Origin of the sequence: Asticcacaulis aquihabitans, from assembly GCF_032490435.1 — a bacterium.
GTDB lineage: Bacteria > Pseudomonadota > Alphaproteobacteria > Caulobacterales > Caulobacteraceae > Asticcacaulis.
Genome location: NZ_JAVGWM010000004.1, coordinates 426,610 through 444,812 on the forward strand (window position 1 = coordinate 426,610; position 18,203 = coordinate 444,812).

Consider the following 18,203-nt stretch of genomic DNA (forward strand, 5'->3'; position numbering starts at 1 on the left):
TGCCGCGTCTTTCCTCTAAGTGCCTTTAGACGCCGGGGGAAGACTCTAAATTAGGGTCGAGATTGCATTTTTGCTCAAGGTTTTGCCGTGACTACGCCGCCTGAAACGCCCGCCATCGACCTGCCGCCGCTGCAGGAGGACAATCGCCACCCGTTGCAAATTCCGGACTTCCGCTCGTTCTGGCTGTCGCGTCTGTTCGGCGTGCTCGGGACATCGGCCCAAAGCGCGGCCATTGCCTGGCAGGTCTATGAAATCGCGCGGCGTACTGAGGGCGTGAAGGAATCGGCGCTCTATGTCGGCCTGATCGGCCTGGCGCAGTTTCTGACCCTGTTCGCCTTTACCTTGCCCGCGGGCATTGTCGCCGATCGCCATGACCGCAAGAAGATCGTCAGCGTCGTGCTCCTGGCCCAGCTGCTGCTATCGCTGGGCTTTTTCGCCTATTCCTTCATTCCGCATCCGCCGTTCTGGGGCCTGTTTGCTCTGAGCGCGGTGCTGGGCGCGCTTCGCGCCTTCAGTGCTCCAGCCAGTTCGGCCATCGGGCCGATGCTGGTGCCGAAACATATCCTGCCTAAGGCAATCGCCGTCAATTCCATGGCGTTTCAGACCGGGTTGATCGTCGGTCCGGCGCTGGGCGGGTTGCTTGTCGGGTTTTCTCCCCGCTTCGCCTATGGGTTCTGCGCCGGCCTGTGCCTGATCGCTGCGGTTCTGGTTCTGACCATCCGCACGCCAACCAATCCCGACGCGCCATCGGGATCGAAGACGGCGATGCTGAAGGAAGGCATGGAATATATCTGGTCTAACAAGATCATCCTGGGCGCGATTTCGCTCGACCTGTTCGCCGTTCTTCTGGGTGGCGCCACTGCCCTCATGCCGATGTTCGTCAAGGATATCCTGCACGCCGGGCCAGCCGCCTTCGGGCTGTTGCGGGCATCACCTGCCATCGGTGCGATCGTGACATCCTTTATCCTGTCATGGTCCCCAATTCGCCGCCATGCCGGACCGTGGATGTTTGCGGGCGTCGCCGTCTTCGGTCTGGCGACGATCGTTTTCGGCCTGTCAAACATGATATGGCTGTCGATTGCGGCGATGATCGTCCTGGGCGCGGCTGACATGATCAGCGTCTATGTCCGCGGCACCTTGGTGCAGATCGTTACGCCCAACCACATGCGCGGCCGTGTCGCCTCGGTGTCCTACCTGTTTATCGGTGCGTCGAACGAATTGGGCGAATTCGAAACCGGCGTCGTGGCGCGGTTGATGGGGCCGGTCAATGCCGCGCTCTTCGGTGGGATTGGATCGCTTATCGTCACGGGCGCGTGGATCAAGCTGTTCCCGCCCCTGTGGAAGGCGGACCGGCTGGACTAGCGCGTCCCGCGTGTGGTTGTGATGGCGGACCGCAAGGGGCGGGCATTGCCGCGGACCGGGCTGACCTCGGTCTGAGCCAGGGCCTGCGGTCGTGAGGTCTCGTTCTCACTCTCGTAATGATAGCCGCCATTGAGCGCCACGGCATTGTCATTGATCGTGGTGCCGTTCGGGCTGACCTGGGCAACCGCGATCATCGAGTCGATTTCGCGCTTGCGGGCGCGGAAGGCGAGCATATCGGCACCGGCCAGGGTGTTGGATTGCGGCACCTTCGCGCCCTTCGGGTCGATCGGATGGTGGTCATGCCACACTTCGAAATGCAGGTGCGGGCCAGTGGAACGGCCCGTGGTGCCGACATAGCCGATAATCTGGCCCTGGGTCACGCGCTGACCGGGACGGACGGCAATCGATGACATGTGGCCGTAGCCGGTTTCCCACTCCTTGTTGTGGGCGATGCGCACCCATCGGCCATAGCCGCCCCACCATTTGGCGTCCATGACGACACCGTCGCCGGCGGCCTGGATCGGGGTGCCTGAGGGCGCGGCGAAGTCGATGCCGGTATGCATCTTCATGAAGCCGACAATCGGGTGGAAGCGCATGCCGAACCCGGATGAGGTACGGGCGCCGTAGATTGGCGTAGCCAGCAGGAAGCCTTTGATGCTGCGACCGTTTTCATCGTAATATTCGATGTTTTTCGCCCCGCGCGGCGCAAAGGAATAGAAGCGGTTGACCCCGCCCTTGGCCTGGATTTCGGCATAGAGCAGATTGCCGGCTTCGACCGTGCGGCCGCTTTCGGTGACCTTGCGGTCAAAGACCAGCTTGAAACTGTCGCCGGCCTGGATATCGCGTTCGAAATCGACCTTGTGGGCGAACAGCTTGACCACCTGGGTGGTCAGGGTTGGCGTCGCCCCGAGAGCAGCGGCGGAGGTGAACAAGGAGCCCTTGATCTGACCAATGGCGATGCGGCGTTCGTCGCGCACCGATTCTTCCAGGGCGCGCAGGCGCATCGTGCCGTCGCGGTCGGTGGTCAGGGTCAGTTGCTTGGCGGGGCCGGTACGCAGGGTGAGGCCTAAGAGGCGGGCCGTACCGGTGCCGCTGACCGGGCGGGCGATGGCGGCTTCCAGGTTCAGGCCGGTCTTCAGATCGGTGACCTTGAACGATTGCGAGAGCGTATTGACCGCCATCTGGGCTTCGTCACCGGAGATACCCATGCGCTTGAGCGCGTCGGCCAGGGATTCGCCGGAGCGCACGGATACCGGCATGTCGACGGGCTGGCTGTAGCCCGGACGGGCGGCGGCTTCGGCATAGGCCTGGGTTTCCAGCGCCATCGCGGCGGCGGGGTCCATGGGGGCGGACAGGCCCGGCATCGGCTGAATGACACGCCACAACAGAGTGCCGACCGTCACGGCCGTCGCCAGGGCAAAAACCATTGGCGTCAGTCTGACAGGTTGTCGGCGGGGATCGAGTTGAGCCATGTACGCGTATTCGTCCTGTTAAGCGGTGGTGTCCCGCCCGGTTCCGTCATTGGCAAGGCCGTGGACGGGCAGGGGAAACATACTCAATTTAGCTTTGCTTGAGGCCAGTTTGGCGCCCAAGCGGCAGGCAAGACTCGCAGAAAGTCGGCACAATGACCTGAGTCTCATAGATGTGGAAGGCTCTGCTTACGCCAAAATAAGGCGAAAATGAGGCTTAAGGCTCGACTGCAGATCTTCCGGCAGGGTCCGGATTTACCTTGTGATCCTTAAAATCCTGCTTAAAAGAGGTTAATTGAAGGTTAACGCGTTAACCTTTTCAAATTCGCGTGCCCTGCCTCTTGCCGGTAAGCATTTCATTGTTCTTGAAAAATTAGGGGTATTTGCTGTCGTCCCCGAAAAAACACCGTTCCCGGACGAAATGTCGGATTTTGGGCTCAAATTCGACCTAGGCTGCGGACAAATTTGTTATTGTGTCCACATTTTTTAAGAGGTTTGCATGATACTGGCCCCCTTTCCGCAGGCAGAAGCCTCCCGTGCGATACAGAAGCGTATAAGACTCGATTGATGACGAAACCCATCCCCTTTGACGACGAAGCCTTGTGGTTTCCTGCGCATATGAGCGCGGGGGACAGCTTCACGCGTCCGGTCGGAGTGGATGGTGGGCCGCCGGCTGACACGCAGGACGATATTGGTTTGCCGGGGCGTAGGCCTGGGTCGCGCGGGCCTGGGTCACGCGGGTCTGGGTCACGCGGGTCAGGGTCAGGCAACGGCAAGAAGGGCGGCGGTTTCGGCGCAGCGGGCTGGATTGGAATCGCCCTGTGCGGCGTGGCCCTGTGCGGCGTTGCCGTTGTCGGTGCGCGCAAGGAAGTGGCCTCCGCGGTGGTCGAGGGCTGGCTGCGCGGCCAAGGGGTCCGTTCTCGGGTTACGTTCGACGCCTTGTCGCTCAGCCATGCCGAAGGCTCCGTCCTGATCGGTAATGCGAAACAGCCTGAGATGCGCGTCGAACGCTTTGTAGCGGATTATACGCTGAACCTGTTTAGCGGCGGACAACCGCTGGCGCGCGTAGACCGCGTGCGTCTGACGCGACCGGTGGTGGCCTTTTCCATCAAGGACGGCAAACTGCATTTCGGTTCGCTCGACCGGCTTGTGCAGAATATGCTGTCCGCGCCGCCGTCCAACACGCCGCCGCCGCGCGACATTATTATAGAGGACGCGCAGGTCCGCCTCGACAGCGATTACGGCCTGCTTCAGGGCCACGGCGGGATCACCCTGCACGACGGGCAACTGGCGCTGCTCGACCTGACCCTCCCCGCGACCCACCTGACGGGAAAGTTGGGCGCCGGCCAGTTGCGCCAGGGCCGGATCACGGCGCGTTCCGTCAATACCGGCGTGACCGGCGACCAGTTGCACGTGAAGGCCAATCTCGGTGGTGACGACTGGACGGTTCGGCCGGGCGGCAATCTGGTTGAAACCATCGGCGTGGACGACGAACGCTTTTTTGCCAGCAATGTCGCACTCGACCTTGATGCCTATCTGCCCTATCGCCATTCCAAATCGATGTACGAAGCCTTCAGTGGGGCGGTTGCGGCGACGGTGGGGCTGCGTGCCGATGAAATTCGTGGCGCGGGGACGCGTGCGACCGGCTTTGACACCCAGCTGCAATTCGCCGGCAACCTGAAAACGAATGAGAAGGGCACGGCCTATTCCGGCCGCGCCGAGGTCATGACCCGGGCCGCCATGGTGATGGGCGCGGACCTGAGCGGCAATGCCCTCACTGTGTCGGGCAAGGACCTCCAGCTCAATACCGGTTTCTCCAGCGATACCGGCTTGGCCTTCAACCTCACCGGACCGTTGCATGGCGACGCCGCGCTTTTGAAACAGGGCGACCTGTTGGCGCGGACGGTTCGCGTCGATCTCGGTGATTTGGCCTTGGCCTCGGATCGCGACGGAGCGAAATTGTCGTTTAATGGCCGTGCGGACCTGGGGCAGTTCCGTCCCATGACCGGCATGGCGCTCGACCAGGCCACCCTGTCCGTGCAAGGCGAAGGTGAGGCGGCGGCGAACGCCGGTCCATGGACCTTCCGCCTGACCAGCGATATCACGGCGGCGCGCGGCAGCTACACCGGCCTGTCGGCCATGGCGCGTGATCGCGCCGCCGACCGACTCGCCGCGGCATCGAAAACTCCGGTGCCGGGCGCCCCCAATCCGCCCCCGCCGGATGCTATTATTACGCTCGATCGCGCGCTGGAGCGGTTTGCCCTGCGTGTGAAGGGTCTGAGCGTCGATGTCAGCGGTGATCCCTCCGGCGCGCCGCCCCGACTCAATGTCCGCGTCAAAAGTGCTGTGGCCGATCTGGACGGCGGCGGTACGGCAACCCTGACGCCACACGCCACCAAGCCCTTGTTTGCAACCGGTCAAGCCGGCGCCTTCGGTCTGGCGCTGGCGGGTGCGAATCTGCCGCAACTGGCCTTGACGGTCGATGGTCTGGCGTCCGATCCGCGCGGTCTTGCCGCCGGTGCTTTCAGCCTGGCCGCGCAATTCGATTTCGATCCTATCGCCGGGGCGAAGTTCGACGGCCAGGGGCAATTTGTTGTAACCAATGGCGGAGGGCTGATCGTCAGCCTTAGCCGCCCCGCCACCTTCATGGCTCGCTCTGCCGAATTGGGTGAGCATTTCGAAAATCTGTCGACGACGATCACCCAGACCGGCCAGACCTTTCTGACCTATAGTTCCGCCACCTGGCGCGTAAGCGGGGCATTCGGCGGATTGGCGCTTACCGCACCGAACGAAAGTGTAAAGCTGGCCGATGGCAAAGGCCCGTTCGAAGCCTATAGCCTGGGTGACGGCTTGGGCTTCAAGGCGGCGCTCAGCGGCGCAACCCTGACCGATGGATTGCCGGCCGACCAGACGCGCTTTACCCCCTTGCTGTTGTCGGGGACGATCAGCCAAGACCGGCGCGCCCTGACCGGCCGCTTCTTCGCAGCGACCCCGGCGGCAAAGGGACCGGACGGCAAGCCGGTGCGCATCGCGGCCATCAACCTAGACAATGATAACGCCAGCGGCGCGGGCGCTTTGTCGGTCAATACTCTGGACCTGAATTTCACCGCGGACGGCCTTCAGCCCGCGCAATTGGCGCCCATGGCGACCATGCTGTTCGCCGGTGGCGTGAACGGCGGCATAGATTTCAAGGGTGCCTTCAACTGGGACAAGACGCGGACCTGGAGTGGCGGCGTTTTGAAAATCGGCATGCGCGACTTCATGGGCGCAACGCAAAATCTTGGGCCGAAGGGGATGGACTTTATCGGTCCGACGGGCGCTTCAGAAGGCCTGACCGGTGAGATTGATTTCACCTCCCTGGCGCCACTGCGGTCCGAGCCGGGTCAGAAAATTCACCTGGCCAAGACTCAGTTGGGTGTGCCGCTGACCGATCTGGATCTGGACGTCCAGTTCCTTGGCGACCAGATGCGCGTCGAATCGGCCCGTGTCGATAGTCCTGGCGGGGTGCTGCGGCTGGAGCCCACGATTGTGCCGTTCGACGGCAAGACGCCGGTGACCGGCACCCTGACCTTCGATGGTCTCGATTTCGGCAAGGTGGTGGCCGCTTCCGACCTGGCCAAGAGCATGACCTTTGAGGGGCATATGTCTGGCCGCATGCCGTTCCGTGTCGAAGCCGGCAAGATCCGTTTGTCCGACGGCGTGATGTCGTCGGATGCGCCCGGCCATATATCGGTTCGGCGCAGCGCCGTCACCGGCATCGAGGCAACCGGATCGATGACCAGCGACACGGCGTCGCCAGCCGCGGCATTGGCGGCCAAGAACGCTCAGGCGGCCGCCGATCCGAATTTCAATCCGTTTCAGGACCTGGCCTACCAGGCCATGGAGCATATCGCCTTCGACAAGGTCGATGCCCGTCTCAATTCCACGGACGGCGGCATCCTCAATATCAACTTCCACATCAAGGGCTATTTCGACCCGCCGCAAAAGCAGAAGGCCAATATCAGCCTGTATGACTATATTACAGGCAAGTGGATGCAGAAGCCGATCGCCTTGCCGTCGAATACGCCGCTGGAACTCTATCTCGAAGTGCCGCTGCCGCTCGACAAGATCATTGAGGCTGCGGTGCAGTATAATTCCCTGACCGCGCTGAAGGTAAAATCGGAATAGCCGCGTCTCAGGTGCTTTGGCCGTCTTCCGTGCGGGCGATTTCGACGATCATGTCGCCGGCCTGAATGGCCTGGGCCGGCGTTTCCCAATAGCCGTATAGCCGACCGTCGCGGCAGATGCGCACGCCCATGCCGGTGGTCAGGTCGCGCAGGCGGCGGCCGAAATCATCCGGAGCCGCCAGACGTTCGCGCATGACCACTTTGCCATCGGCTGAGGCCAGGTCGGCGATGCAATCGACCACCAGATGGCCTTCCGACGCGCGCGCCAGCAGATGACCGCCCATGCTGACCGGATTGATGATGTTGGTGGCGCCGGCCTGGCGGATCAGGTCTTCGTTTTCGGTGGCGCGGACTGTGGCGCTTATGGGCACCTGCGGGTTCATCTGGCGCGCCGACAGGACGATCAGCACGGTAGAATCGTCGCGGTGGGTCGATACCATCACGGCGCGTGCTGTTTGGACGCAGGCGGCGTCCTGTACCGCGTTATAGGTGGCGTCGCCTTCGATACCGGTGACGCCGCGCGTGGTGGCGGCCGTGACACGGCTGGCATTCTGGTCGACAACGACGACGGTGTCCGGGTTTGCCCCCTGACGGAGCAATTCGTCGACCGCCGCTTCGCCGGTGGCGCCGTAGCCATAGACAATGATGTGGTTTTTCAGCTTTTTGCGGATCATGTGTGTCCTGAACTGCTCCCACGTACTTTTCAGCGCCAGAGTATAGGCCGTGCCGAAAAAGATTATCCAGATGAAAAGCCGGATGGGCGTCACCACGAAGGTGTCGAACATCCGGGCGCGGTCGGTGACCGGGGTGATGTCGCCGTAGCCGACCGTTGTGACGGTGATGGCGGTGAAATAGACCACGTCGAGAAAGGAGACGTGGTTGTCGGTATTGTCGCGCAGACCGCCGCGATCAAGCCAGTGGCCGGCCATGGCTATGCCGAGAAGGACCACCACCAGCCCGGCGCGGAGCCAAAGGGATTGCCAGATATTGAGCCTTGGGCGCCGCCTCGCGATGATCGGTGACGACGGCTTTGCCACGGGTGAGGGCATGAACGGACTTTCTCGGCGTGCCTTGTTTTGCGGTCAAAAACGGCACGGTTTCAAGTAAAATATCCATTCCGTTCAGCCACGGTTCAGCCTATATCTGCCTATAGTGTCGATATCGATCCAAAGCGTGTTCAAGAGGGAGCCATTATGAAAAAAGCGATTGCGGCGGGAGCTTTAGCGATTAGCGGACTGACGCTGATGGCTTGCACGCCCTCGGTCAATGTCAATGTCAACCTGGCGCCTATCTACGCCAAGCTCGATGTCGATGTTAAGGTCCACCTGGATGAGGACGTGAAAGCCCTCGCCAAAGAAAACCCGAACCTGTTCTAGGCGCTACGGAAAGTGAGAAAAATCATGAAGAACGCTCTGCTTAAAACCGTCCTGGCTGCCGTCCTCGTGGCCGGTTCGATCACCACCGCCGCAGTAATGACGGCGCCGGCCTATGCCGATGTCGCCGCTTCCAAGGCCAAGGTCGATGCCGCCAAGGCCAAGGGTGTGGTCGGCGAAAAGAATGACGGCTACATCGGTTTCGTCTCCGGTGGCGGTGATGCTGCCCTGAAGGCCGCCGTCGATGAGATCAATGCCGGCCGCCGCGAAGTCTATGGCCAGGCCGCCGCCAAAAACGGCGTATCGGTCGATGCCGCCGCCCAGGCCGCCTTTGTCAAGGTCATCCTGGCCAAGGTCAATGCCGGTGAATATTACCAGGACGCCGGCGGCGCCTGGGTCAAGAAATAGTCCCGATAAGAATAGTTTCGGCTAAGACATAACCCTCCGGACGACGTTCCGGAGGGTTTTTTGCGGGTTGTTGCCGATTTTACGTTCCGGCTTAAGTCAATCTGCAACCTTCTCCGGCACACTTCGTGCATAGGGGTTAAAACGGCGCCGTGTCGGCGTCGGATTTGACACATCGGGTTCCTGAAGGCAGGGACGACGGGAGCAGGTAATGCAGGACCATTTGAAGCCGCTGACATCGCTGCGATTTTTCGCTGCTTTCTGGGTCGTGCTCTATACCTACATTCACGAACTGGCCGGTGCGCCGGTAATGGGCATTGTCGACAAGGGCTATCTCGGCGTCGATCTGTTCTTCGTGCTGTCCGGCTTTATCCTCTCCTATTGTTATCTCGATGGCTTCGGCGAAGGGCGGTTCAGCTACGGCCAATTCACCGTCCATCGTCTGGCGCGCGTCTACCCGCTTCATATCGCCACCCTGGCCTTTACCCTGCTGCTGATCGCGGTGGCCGCTCTAAAAGGCGTGCAGCTTGACGCCAATGCGGGAAATTGGGCGGCATTGCCGGCGCATCTGACCTTGACGCAGGCATGGGGGCTGGCGCCGACGCCCTCCTTCAACCATCCGTCCTGGTCGATTTCGGCAGAATGGTTCGCTTATCTGTCCTTCCCGGCGGTCGCCTTCATTGCCTGGCGGTTGCGCGACAGGCCGATCGTGGCGGTCAGTCTGGCCATCGCCCTTCTGGTGGCCATAAATGTTGCCTTCGCGGCGTTTGCGGGCTTCAACTTGACCCGTGCCACCTTCCAATGGGGCGCTTTGCGCATTATCCCGAGCTTCCTGTACGGCAGCGCGCTCTATCTGGCGTGGCGCTCCGGCGCGGTAGCGAATCGCACTGTGGCCGTTGCGGGCACGCTGATCGCTCTGGCCGCGGTTGCGGGCGCGGCCACCTTCGGACAATCGGACATTTTGATGGTCGTCGCCCTGGGGCTGCTGGTCCTGTCTGTTTCAGGCCTGAACCAAAACGGCGTGATGTCGAACCGTGTCTTGGTCTATCTGGGTGAAATCAGCTTCGCGACCTATATGATCTATGTGCCGTGGAAGTGGGTTTATCTGAAGGCCGCCAACGCAGTTCTGGGTACGGAACACCAGCCTTTACCGCTGTTTTGGTGGGCTGTCGGCCTGGTCGCGCTGGTGCCGTTATCGATGCTGGCGCACCATCTCATCGAGCGGCCATTTCGTAAAATCGTCCGTTTTCACGGTGAACGACTTCACAACTCGATCACGTATTTGTGGGCGAAATAAGGTTAATTTTTCTCCGAGCGGGCGCAAAAGCTATTTGAAAATTAATTTTTCTGTTGTATCCAAGACACGGGATCAACAGTAAATGAGTAGTTTGCGTGAAAAAAACCGTTTCGGCGTTGGCCTTTGCCGTTCTTGCCCTATGTGTCGCTGGCTCTGTTGAAGCCAAGACCAAAGCCCATAAAACGACTAAGGCGGCCGCTGTCAAGGTCGCTACGCGTAACTCTCCGGCCGGCGCCGCCTATCTCCAGTGCGTCACCTTTGCCCGTCAATTCACCGGCATGCAGATCTTCGGCGACGCGTGGACGTGGTGGGAAAAAGCCACCGGTCGCTATGAGGAGGGCACGGCCCCCCGTCCGGGCGCGGTGCTGGTTTTCCGTCAGCAAGGCAAGATGAGCCGCGGCCACGTCGCCGTTGTCTCCCAGATCATTACCGACCGCTATATTCAGGTCACCCATGCCAACTGGTCGCCGATCAATGGCCGCCGCGGCCAGGTCGAAGACAATGTCAACGTCCTCGACGTCTCGGAAAAGGGTGACTGGTCGCTGGTCAAGGTTTGGTACGGACCGACGAATGACCTCGGCACCACCGTCTACACGACCTACGGCTTCATCTATCAAGACCCGAACAATGTGCGGATGGGTGACGATGTCACGACCATGATCGCTCAGGCTGAACCGGTTGCCGCGCCGAAGCCGGCCGCGACCCAGATCGCCATGAATACCGCCCCTGTTGCCAGCCCGTCGGCCAAGGACCTGCCCGCCGACCTTCAGGCCGCGCTCACCCCCGGCAATCACAAGGGCTTCCAGTCCGTGAAGCCGGTCCAGGTCACCGCGCACGTTACGGGTAAGCCGGCCGCTGAACTGGTGGCTCAGATTGATGCCGACAACGAAGCCGCCGGCCGCCCGGTCGTCAAGGTCAAGGCACCGTCCGCCAAGGCGACTAAATCCAAGTCGCGCGTTCGTACCAAGCTGAAAGACTGATCTTTACCGTTCCGCAGGTTTGCGGCTAGATGCGGGCCGGAGGCCATGCCGTCATGCGGTATGGCCTCCGGCCTTTTCTTTTGTCCGGCGCCGTCGCCGCGCTGATCGTCCGGGGAACCGCTTGCTAAGCTTACGCTCACAGAACGGCCATGTGGCCGAAGGCGCAGATGCGCTCAATCCTGCCGTCGTCTGGCTCGATCTCCATATGCCGACACGCGATGAGGAACTTAGCCTGGAAGCCTGGCTTGGCGTCCAGTTGCCGACGCGCGAGGACATGGACGAGATTGAAACCTCCAGCCGCCTGTATCTCGAGGACGGTGCCGCCTTCATGACCGCCCAGATCGCCTTTTTCGGCGGTCAATCGCAGCTGCAGTCAGGCCCGGTCACCTTCGTCCTGGTTGGCGGCCGGCTTGTCTCCATCCGCTATATCGATCCGGCGTCATTCAGGATTTTCGGGGGGCACGTGGAAAAGCAACCCGCCCTGTGTTTCGACGGGGCGGTCGCCTTTCTAAACCTGCTTGATGTCATCGTCGATCGTACGGCCGATCTCATTGAAAAAACCAGTGGCGGCATAGATGCCCTGTCCAAAGCTGTCTTCACGACGCGGCGCAAGACCCGGCTGGAAAACGTGCTGATCAGCCTGGGAGCAGCGCAGAACGATATCGTCAAAATCCGCGATTCTCTTGTGTCCCTGTCGCGCCTGACCGCCTTTGCCGCCACACTGGAAAAGTCGGCCACGGGCATCCATAAAAGCGCGGAGCTGCGTGAATTCCATGATCGCCTGCGCACCATGTCTCAGGACATCACCTCGCTAAGCGACCATTCAAGCCACGTCTCCGGCCACATCGCCTTTCTGCTTGAGGCGGCGCTGGGGTTGATCAATGTCGAGCAAAACCTGATCGTGAAGGTCATTTCGATCGTGTCGGTGATCTTCCTGCCCCTGACGCTCATCGCCAGCATTTACGGCATGAATTTCGAATACATGCCGTTCCTGCATCAGCCGTTTGCCTTCGAAGCCGTTTGCGGCATCATGGGGCTGATCATTGTCGGCCTGCTAGTCCTGTTCAAGGTCAAGCGGTGGATTTAGAGCGCCGCTTCGACTGATACGGTCTAGGCGCGCTCTGTGAGGGTATAGTTACAACCCTCGTCCTTTACGTGTTCGGATGTGGTTTCCAACATACGTGCGCGCGTCAAGTCGGCGTTTTTCAGATTGGCGTGGTTGAGCACCGCGCGAGACAGATCCGCCCGCATCAGCCGTCCTCCACCCAGTTCCAACGGACCAATATTGGCCCCTTCCAGATTGGCATGGGTCAGCCTGGCGCCGATCAGACGCACGCCGCGCAGGTCGGCGCCGGCAAGATTGCAGCGCCGCAGGTCGGCATTGACGAGATTGGCGCCCTGTAATTCGATCCCGCTCATGTCCATACCAAAAAAGACGGCATCTTCGGCGTCGAGTGTCGTCAAGATGCGTTTGCGCATATCTCCGACCAGCCGGAAATCGACTCCTGGCAGGGTCTGCCGACCGCCCTTGGCGCCCCCTGTGCGCGCCCAGTCTTCGTGTTGCGCGACATAATCGATCAGGGGATGGTCATCGATATACACCGAAATCGGCGCGCTGAGCACGCCAGTGGTGTCGGCTTCGCGCAGATTGCAGCCGCTGGTCTGGGTGTCGACCATGACCGCGCCCGACATATCGGCGCCCGTTACGTCTGCGCCGGCCAGATCCGCGCCGGACAGATTGGCGCCGGACAGGTTGGCCTTGCGCAACTTGGCCTGGGACATGATTGCGCCCGTCAGGTTGGCATCGTTGAAATCGGCCGATACGGCCATGGTGCCGTTCATCCGCGCCCCACTTAGGTCGGCGCCGGTCATGATGGCGTAATCGAGTTCGCCGGGCCGCTTTTCGTGCTTCATGAGCCGAAGCCCCTGCTTGTCGTCCTTGAAGGCAATCATGCCTTCGCGCAGGTCCGCCCCGATGAGCGAAGCAGCGGTCAGATTGGCGCCCCGCAAGGATGCACCGCGCAAGTCGGCGCGATCCAGTCGCGCAAACCGCAGGTCGGCATTGCGCAGATCCGCTCCGAACAGGTTTGCGCGCATGAAATTGGCGTCGCGCAAGGACGCGCCATATAGCCGGGCGCCCGTCAGGTTGGCGTCAGACAGGTCCACGCCCTCAAGCTTGAAGTCCGTCAGGTCGATATAGGACAGATTGGCAATGCGACCGCCCAGTTTGCCGGACCGATACTGGGCGTGCAGGTCCAGAATATGGCGCAGGGAGCTCAGGTCGAGCATCTGTAAGGTAGCGGCAGTTGGCATGCGTTCTCCCTATCGCCCTGAAGTTGTGGCTCTTTTTAATCTCAACCACTGCCTATAGAGGTAATTGTTGAGTCGTGGCAAGTTGAGGCTGACGCCGATATCGCAAACAGCGCAGGTCAGCCCGTTGATTTCAACCACAATTTTTATAAGGCAATAGCCGGCGAGGCCGCTTTAATGCGTCTCACGGCAGGCGTGGCAAAGGCCGCGGACTTCCAGCGTAACACGATTGACCAGGAAGCCGGTTTGCGTGGCACGGGTTTCGACGTCGGGAAGGCTGGGGATAGCGATTTCCTCGCTCTGGCCGCAGCATTCGCACAACAGGAACGCGGCCGTATGTCCGTTGGGAAAGCTGTGATCATGTGTATCGCAGGCGACGAAGGCGTTCAGGCTTTCGATGCGGTGGATCAGGCCCATTTGCTCCAGGAAGGAGAGGGCGCGGTAGACGGTCGGCGGCTTGGCAGCGCCATCGGGATGGAAGCGGTCGATGACGTCATAGGCCTTGATGGGCGCATTGGCTTCCAGGATCAGCTCATAGGTGCGCAGGCGTGACGAAGTCATGCGCTCGCCGGCGTCGGCAACGCGCACCTGAGCGGCCTGCAGCCGCGTGGCTACGACATCGGGTGTATGATCATGGTCGTGATCGTGGGTGTGTTCGCACGTATGGCTCATGCCTATAAGGTAAGGTCTGAACGGCGATTCCGCAACTGGCTTAAAATATAACGGCAGTGAGGCCATGGCAGGGAATCGGTCGTCGGCACCGGCAATCGGTTGCCTCATACCGGCACAAAAGCCGCCTGGTTGCAGAAAACATCGAACCCCGTTCGCCCGGCCGGTCACAGAGCTTGCCCACCGGTGCGCGTTGCGCTAGAAGCGAGGCTCATTTTTTTCTCCAGCCTTTTCAGTAAAGCGACCATGGCACAAGAACAAACCAACGACGCGACGCTCACAGGGAACGTCCTTTTCTATAAAAATCCTGAGCCGCTGGCCCCCGAAGTCCACGGCGCCATGGGTATCAAGGCTATTCCGGCGCCCCACGCCTTTGTCGCGGAAACCAATGTCGTGCCGCTGACCGTTGCTGAATTCCCGGCGGCGTCGCTGAGCTTCCCGATCGTCTTCATCGGTGAAAACTACATGCCCGTCGCCGCCATGGGCCTGTCGGCTGGCCAGAACGTGTTCGTTTCGGCGGACGGCCAGTTCAAGCCGGACGCCTATCTGCCGGCCTTCGCGCGCCGCTATCCCTTCGTTTTCGCCAATGACGAAACCCAGGAACGCATGATCCTCTGCGTCGACACGCAGGCCGAAATGGTCGCCAAGACCAACCCGGACGTGCCCTTCTTCGAAAACGGCAAGGCATCGGCCTATGTCGAGAACGCCATGCAGTTCTGCTCGGATTTTGAAAACGAGCGCCGTCGCACGGAATCCTTCGTAGGCCTCCTGCGTGAACTGGACCTGCTGGCTGCGCGTGAAACCCTGTACCGCCCGCAAAATCCGGACGGCACGCCGGGTGAACCGCAAAAGATCGCTGAATACTTCGCCGTCGATGACAAGAAGCTCAACGAGCTGTCGGGCGAAAAGCTGGTCGAACTGCGCGACAATGGCGCCCTGACCCACATCTACGCCCACCTGAACTCCCTGCTGGCCTGGGACAAGCTGATCGCCATGACGATCGAGCGCAACAACGCCCAGCCGGTCGCCAACTAAAACTTCAGGCGACTTTACGGCCTAAAAATGCAGAAAGCTCCGGGCGATTGTCCGGAGCTTTCCTGTATCGGGGAATGGTAGCGCTGGATCTACTCTATCGGCGCCTTGGGCAGTCGCTGGAACACCGAGCGCGTCAAGCAGGAAAAGACCAGACGCCCGGCTTCGTCGAGCACGTCGTTCTGGGCGATAACCACGCCCTTGGTGTCGCCTACCGCATCCTTACCCATCACGGTCAGGCGGCCGCGCAGCAATTCGCCCGGCGGCGGATTTCGCGACCAGCGCAGGGCATCGACGGCCAGCCGCTTGGTCTGCGGCCAGTGGCTCGCGGCTTCGGTTTCCAGTTTCGACCACAGCGCAAAGATCAACGCGTCGGGAATGCCGTCATCCGGGTTCCAGCTCGGCGCATAGGATTTGCAAAAGGCGGCCAGTTCCTCTTCGGATATGACGCCGGCGCCGATGGATACGCTTTGGCCGATATACAGGTCGTCGAAGGCTGCGGGCATGAAAGAGCTTTCGGAAGTCAGCAAAGGAGATATTTCCATAGACTGACTTGCCGGGGAGCGCAAACACCAAAAATTGGCGGCGGTACAGGCTCTTAACCCTATGCGGTTGTTGATTATTCAATGGCTATATGGTTCTGTTGCCGCGACCCAGTGCAGGAAGACCATGAGTACGTCTGAGCCCCCCATTATCGAGGATGAGCCCTATCAGGGCCTCTATCAGGGTGCCCGTCAGCCGGTCTTTCATACCCGCGATAACGGCCAATTGCCGGATCGTTTTCATCTGGCCGAAATTCTGAAAAACACGCGCGAATCCCTGGGGCTTTCCCTGGACGAGGTCGCGGACATCACCCGCGTGCGCCGAACCTATCTCGAAGCCTTCGAGCAGGCGGCCTACGATGTCCTGCCGCCGCGCGCCTTCGCTATCGGTTACATCAAGGCCTATGCCAAGGCGTTGGGCCTCGATGAAGAAACCCTCGCCGATATGTTCAAGCGTGAGGTGACGGCGGCGCCGACGCGTCTGCACGCGCCATCCGGGGCATCTCTGGATGACGTCAAGCCGAACTACCGTCTCTATATCGGGGCCGCCCTGTGTCTGGTGGCGGCAGTCGTGGTGTGGAATATTCTCCAGCGCCAACCCAATCTGCGTTTAGGCGGCGGCACACATGGCGACGCGGTGGCGAACAAGCCCTGGACCATTGCCGGTCTGCCCAATACCCTGAACGGGGCTATATTTGTGGGGCAGCCCCAGCCCGCGCCGCAGGATCAAGACGTGCCCGCGCCCTATGTGACGCCGGGGCTGGAAGCCGGGTTTGCCTCGATGCAGGCGGAATCGCACGCCAATTCCGCGGCGGTCGCGCCGGCAGCCGATACGTTCCAGATGCGCAAGGCCTTCAACCCGCGCGGTGCGGTTTATGGCGCGCCGCCGGAAAATTCCACCGTCACCATCCAGGCCAGCAAGATGGTCAATCTGGTTGTGCGTTCGCCGGATGGCACCGTCTATTTCGCCCATTCGCTGGGCGCCGGAGAGGCCTATCGCGTTCCGGTCAATGATCAGCAAAACCTGCTGCTCGACGTATCCGACGCGACCGCCTTCGACATGTATTACAACGGCGAATACGCCGGCAGCCTGGCGACGGTGAATACGGCTGAAGGCATCAAATCGCTGGTGGCGCCGATCGGCAAAGTCAATAGCAAGGCATCGCAGCTGTCGGCGGCGCTCGATCAGCATCAGGCCCAGTCGGAGGGGACGGGAGCCAAGACTGTTTCCGAACCCATTGCGCCTTTAAAGGCCACCAAGCCAACGGGCCCCATTCCTTACCTGCCGAGCCAGCGGCCCGCCGCAACGCCGGATGCCGCCGCCAGTTCAGCCGCGCCCGCGCCCTCAGACAGCCAATAGCGGCACCGTAATATTATTTGACATCACGCTTGTGACGCGCGGGCGACATCCTGATATAAGCCGCATGGCTTGCTGATTATAGTTCTGGAAATAGACGAGACACCTGGCGCATGGATACCCATCAACCTCACGACCACACCCATGTCCGCCCCTGGCGGATGATCCAGCGCCGCCCTAGCCGCCAGATCATGGTGGGCAAGGTAGCAGTGGGCGGCGACGCACCGATCAGCGTGCAGTCCATGACCAACACCCTGACCTCGGATGCCCAGGCGACCCTGCGCCAGATCGCGGCCATGGAAGAGGCCGGTGCCGATATTGTGCGCGTCTCTTGCCCGGACGTGGACTCCACGGCGGCCCTGAAAACCATCGTTGACAATGCCAACGTGCCGATCGTCGCCGACATCCATTTTCATTACAAGCGCGCCATCGAGGCCGCCAAGGCGGGTGCCGCCTGCCTGCGTATCAATCCCGGCAATATCGGATCGCCCGACCGGGTGAAAGAGGTCATTCAGGCTGCCAAGGATTATGGCTGCTCCATGCGGATCGGCGTCAACGCCGGATCGCTGGAAAAAGACCTGATGGAAAAGTATGGCGAGCCCTGTCCGGAAGCCATGGTCGAAAGCGCGCTGTTCCACGCCAATATCCTGCGCGATCACGATTTCCATGAATTCAAGATATCGGTGAAGGCGTCCGATGTCTTCCTGACGGTCGCCGCCTACAACGCCCTAGCCGACGCTATCGATTGTCCGCTGCACATTGGGGTGACCGAAGCCGGGCCCTTGCGGACCGGCACCATCAAGTCCGCCATTGGGCTAGGCAACCTGTTGTGGGCCGGTATTGGCGACACCTTGCGCGTATCCCTGGCGGCCGATCCGGTTGAGGAAATCAAGGTCGGCTTCGACCTGCTCAAATCGCTCGGCCTGCGTCACCGCGGCGTCAACATCATCGCCTGCCCGTCATGCGCCCGTCAGGGCTTCAATGTCATCGATACGGTGACCAAGCTGGAAGAGCGCCTGGCCCATATCGCCAAGCCGATGTCTCTGTCCATCATTGGCTGTGTCGTCAACGGCCCGGGCGAGGCGCTGTATACGGATGTCGGCTTCACCGGCGGCGGCGCTGGCTCGGGCATGGTCTACCTGGCAGGCAAGCCCGATCACAAGCTCAGCAATGCCGACATGATCGAACATATCGTCGAACTGGTCGAAGCCCACGCTGAGAAGCTTTAGGCGCCTGACAGG

The 18,203-nt window shown here is 60.9% G+C and carries 15 protein-coding genes; 10 read left to right on the forward strand and 5 right to left on the reverse strand.

Going from position 1 to position 18,203, the window contains the following annotated elements; all coding sequences use genetic code 11:
- Positions 1 to 87: 87 nt before the first annotated feature.
- On the forward strand, positions 88 to 1,362 hold the full coding sequence (locus RCJ00_RS16385; protein WP_316223288.1) for an MFS transporter: 1,275 nt from the start codon (positions 88 to 90) through the stop codon (positions 1,360 to 1,362).
- On the opposite strand, the gene RCJ00_RS16390 is transcribed toward RCJ00_RS16385, so the two are convergent.
- Positions 1,359 to 2,834 carry a M23 family metallopeptidase gene (locus RCJ00_RS16390; RefSeq protein ID WP_316223290.1) on the reverse strand — a complete coding sequence of 492 codons (1,476 nt, stop codon included), beginning with the start codon at positions 2,832 to 2,834 and terminating at the stop codon, positions 1,359 to 1,361. The genes RCJ00_RS16385 and RCJ00_RS16390 overlap by 4 nt on opposite strands.
- 564 nt (positions 2,835 to 3,398) lie before the next feature.
- On the opposite strand from RCJ00_RS16390, the gene RCJ00_RS16395 reads away from it, so the two are divergent.
- Entirely contained in the window at positions 3,399 to 6,998 is a 3,600-nt protein-coding gene (locus RCJ00_RS16395) for an intermembrane phospholipid transport protein YdbH family protein (RefSeq protein WP_316223291.1), read from the forward strand.
- 7 nt (positions 6,999 to 7,005) lie between these two features.
- Here RCJ00_RS16395 and RCJ00_RS16400 read toward each other — a convergent pair whose 3' ends face one another.
- On the reverse strand, positions 7,006 to 8,046 hold the full coding sequence (locus RCJ00_RS16400; RefSeq protein WP_316223292.1) for a potassium channel family protein: 1,041 nt from the start codon (positions 8,044 to 8,046) through the stop codon (positions 7,006 to 7,008).
- A gap of 144 nt (positions 8,047 to 8,190) precedes the next feature.
- Between RCJ00_RS16400 and RCJ00_RS16405 the strand changes: the two genes are divergently transcribed.
- The 5 genes from RCJ00_RS16405 (at position 8,191) to RCJ00_RS16425 (ending at position 12,139) form a co-directional block, all read left to right on the forward strand.
- Positions 8,191 to 8,373, forward strand: coding sequence for a YnbE family lipoprotein (locus RCJ00_RS16405; protein WP_316223293.1), 183 nt, complete (start codon positions 8,191 to 8,193; stop codon positions 8,371 to 8,373).
- A gap of 24 nt (positions 8,374 to 8,397) precedes the next feature.
- A complete protein-coding gene (locus RCJ00_RS16410; protein ID WP_316223294.1) occupies positions 8,398 to 8,778 on the forward strand; it encodes a YdbL family probable chaperone protein in 381 nt (126 codons plus the stop codon).
- A 208-nt stretch (positions 8,779 to 8,986) separates the two neighbouring features.
- Positions 8,987 to 10,072, forward strand: coding sequence for an acyltransferase family protein (locus RCJ00_RS16415; protein ID WP_316223295.1), 1,086 nt, complete (start codon positions 8,987 to 8,989; stop codon positions 10,070 to 10,072).
- A 95-nt stretch (positions 10,073 to 10,167) separates the two neighbouring features.
- Positions 10,168 to 11,052: a CHAP domain-containing protein gene (locus tag RCJ00_RS16420; protein WP_316223296.1), complete on the forward strand. Its 885-nt coding sequence runs from the start codon at positions 10,168 to 10,170 to the stop codon at positions 11,050 to 11,052.
- Between the two features lie 121 nt (positions 11,053 to 11,173).
- Positions 11,174 to 12,139, forward strand: a complete 966-nt coding sequence (locus tag RCJ00_RS16425; protein ID WP_316223298.1) for a magnesium transporter CorA family protein — start codon at positions 11,174 to 11,176, stop codon at positions 12,137 to 12,139.
- A 23-nt stretch (positions 12,140 to 12,162) separates the two neighbouring features.
- Here the strand turns inward: RCJ00_RS16425 and RCJ00_RS16430 are convergent, their stop codons facing one another.
- Both RCJ00_RS16430 and RCJ00_RS16435 read right to left on the reverse strand, forming a co-directional pair.
- Entirely contained in the window at positions 12,163 to 13,365 is a 1,203-nt protein-coding gene (locus RCJ00_RS16430) for a pentapeptide repeat-containing protein (RefSeq protein ID WP_316223299.1), read from the reverse strand.
- A 171-nt stretch (positions 13,366 to 13,536) separates the two neighbouring features.
- Positions 13,537 to 14,034 carry a Fur family transcriptional regulator gene (locus tag RCJ00_RS16435; protein WP_316223301.1) on the reverse strand — a complete coding sequence of 166 codons (498 nt, stop codon included), beginning with the start codon at positions 14,032 to 14,034 and terminating at the stop codon, positions 13,537 to 13,539.
- Positions 14,035 to 14,277: 243 nt separating this feature from the next.
- On the opposite strand from RCJ00_RS16435, the gene RCJ00_RS16440 reads away from it, so the two are divergent.
- On the forward strand, positions 14,278 to 15,066 hold the full coding sequence (locus RCJ00_RS16440) for a SapC family protein (protein WP_023458462.1): 789 nt from the start codon (positions 14,278 to 14,280) through the stop codon (positions 15,064 to 15,066).
- 89 nt (positions 15,067 to 15,155) lie between these two features.
- On the opposite strand, the gene RCJ00_RS16445 is transcribed toward RCJ00_RS16440, so the two are convergent.
- Complete coding sequence (locus tag RCJ00_RS16445) at positions 15,156 to 15,569, reverse strand: acyl dehydratase (RefSeq protein WP_316223302.1); 414 nt, start codon at positions 15,567 to 15,569, stop codon at positions 15,156 to 15,158.
- 163 nt (positions 15,570 to 15,732) lie between these two features.
- Here RCJ00_RS16445 and RCJ00_RS16450 point away from each other — a divergent pair, with 163 nt between their 5' ends.
- Both RCJ00_RS16450 and ispG read left to right on the forward strand, forming a co-directional pair.
- Positions 15,733 to 16,965, forward strand: a complete 1,233-nt coding sequence (locus RCJ00_RS16450) for a helix-turn-helix domain-containing protein (RefSeq protein WP_316223303.1) — start codon at positions 15,733 to 15,735, stop codon at positions 16,963 to 16,965.
- Between the two features lie 110 nt (positions 16,966 to 17,075).
- Positions 17,076 to 18,191: a flavodoxin-dependent (E)-4-hydroxy-3-methylbut-2-enyl-diphosphate synthase gene (ispG, locus tag RCJ00_RS16455; RefSeq protein WP_316223304.1), complete on the forward strand. Its 1,116-nt coding sequence runs from the start codon at positions 17,076 to 17,078 to the stop codon at positions 18,189 to 18,191.
- The last annotated feature ends 12 nt before the right edge of the window (positions 18,192 to 18,203 follow it).

What these genes read in the sequence shown, in the direction of transcription:
- RCJ00_RS16450 (WP_316223303.1), top strand. Translation starts at nt 15,733, where the DNA reads ATGAGTACGTCTGAGCCCCCCATTATCGAGGATGAGCCCTATCAGGGC.
- ispG (WP_316223304.1), top strand. Translation starts at nt 17,076, where the DNA reads ATGGATACCCATCAACCTCACGACCACACCCATGTCCGCCCCTGGCGG.
- RCJ00_RS16395 (WP_316223291.1), top strand. Translation starts at nt 3,399, where the DNA reads ATGACGAAACCCATCCCCTTTGACGACGAAGCCTTGTGGTTTCCTGCG.
- RCJ00_RS16440 (WP_023458462.1), top strand. Translation starts at nt 14,278, where the DNA reads ATGGCACAAGAACAAACCAACGACGCGACGCTCACAGGGAACGTCCTT.
- RCJ00_RS16400 (WP_316223292.1), bottom strand. Translation starts at nt 8,046, where the DNA reads ATGCCCTCACCCGTGGCAAAGCCGTCGTCACCGATCATCGCGAGGCGG.
- RCJ00_RS16435 (WP_316223301.1), bottom strand. Translation starts at nt 14,034, where the DNA reads ATGAGCCATACGTGCGAACACACCCACGATCACGACCATGATCATACA.
- RCJ00_RS16445 (WP_316223302.1), bottom strand. Translation starts at nt 15,569, where the DNA reads ATGCCCGCAGCCTTCGACGACCTGTATATCGGCCAAAGCGTATCCATC.
- RCJ00_RS16410 (WP_316223294.1), top strand. Translation starts at nt 8,398, where the DNA reads ATGAAGAACGCTCTGCTTAAAACCGTCCTGGCTGCCGTCCTCGTGGCC.
- RCJ00_RS16390 (WP_316223290.1), bottom strand. Translation starts at nt 2,834, where the DNA reads ATGGCTCAACTCGATCCCCGCCGACAACCTGTCAGACTGACGCCAATG.
- RCJ00_RS16430 (WP_316223299.1), bottom strand. Translation starts at nt 13,365, where the DNA reads ATGCCAACTGCCGCTACCTTACAGATGCTCGACCTGAGCTCCCTGCGC.
- RCJ00_RS16415 (WP_316223295.1), top strand. Translation starts at nt 8,987, where the DNA reads ATGCAGGACCATTTGAAGCCGCTGACATCGCTGCGATTTTTCGCTGCT.
- RCJ00_RS16405 (WP_316223293.1), top strand. Translation starts at nt 8,191, where the DNA reads ATGAAAAAAGCGATTGCGGCGGGAGCTTTAGCGATTAGCGGACTGACG.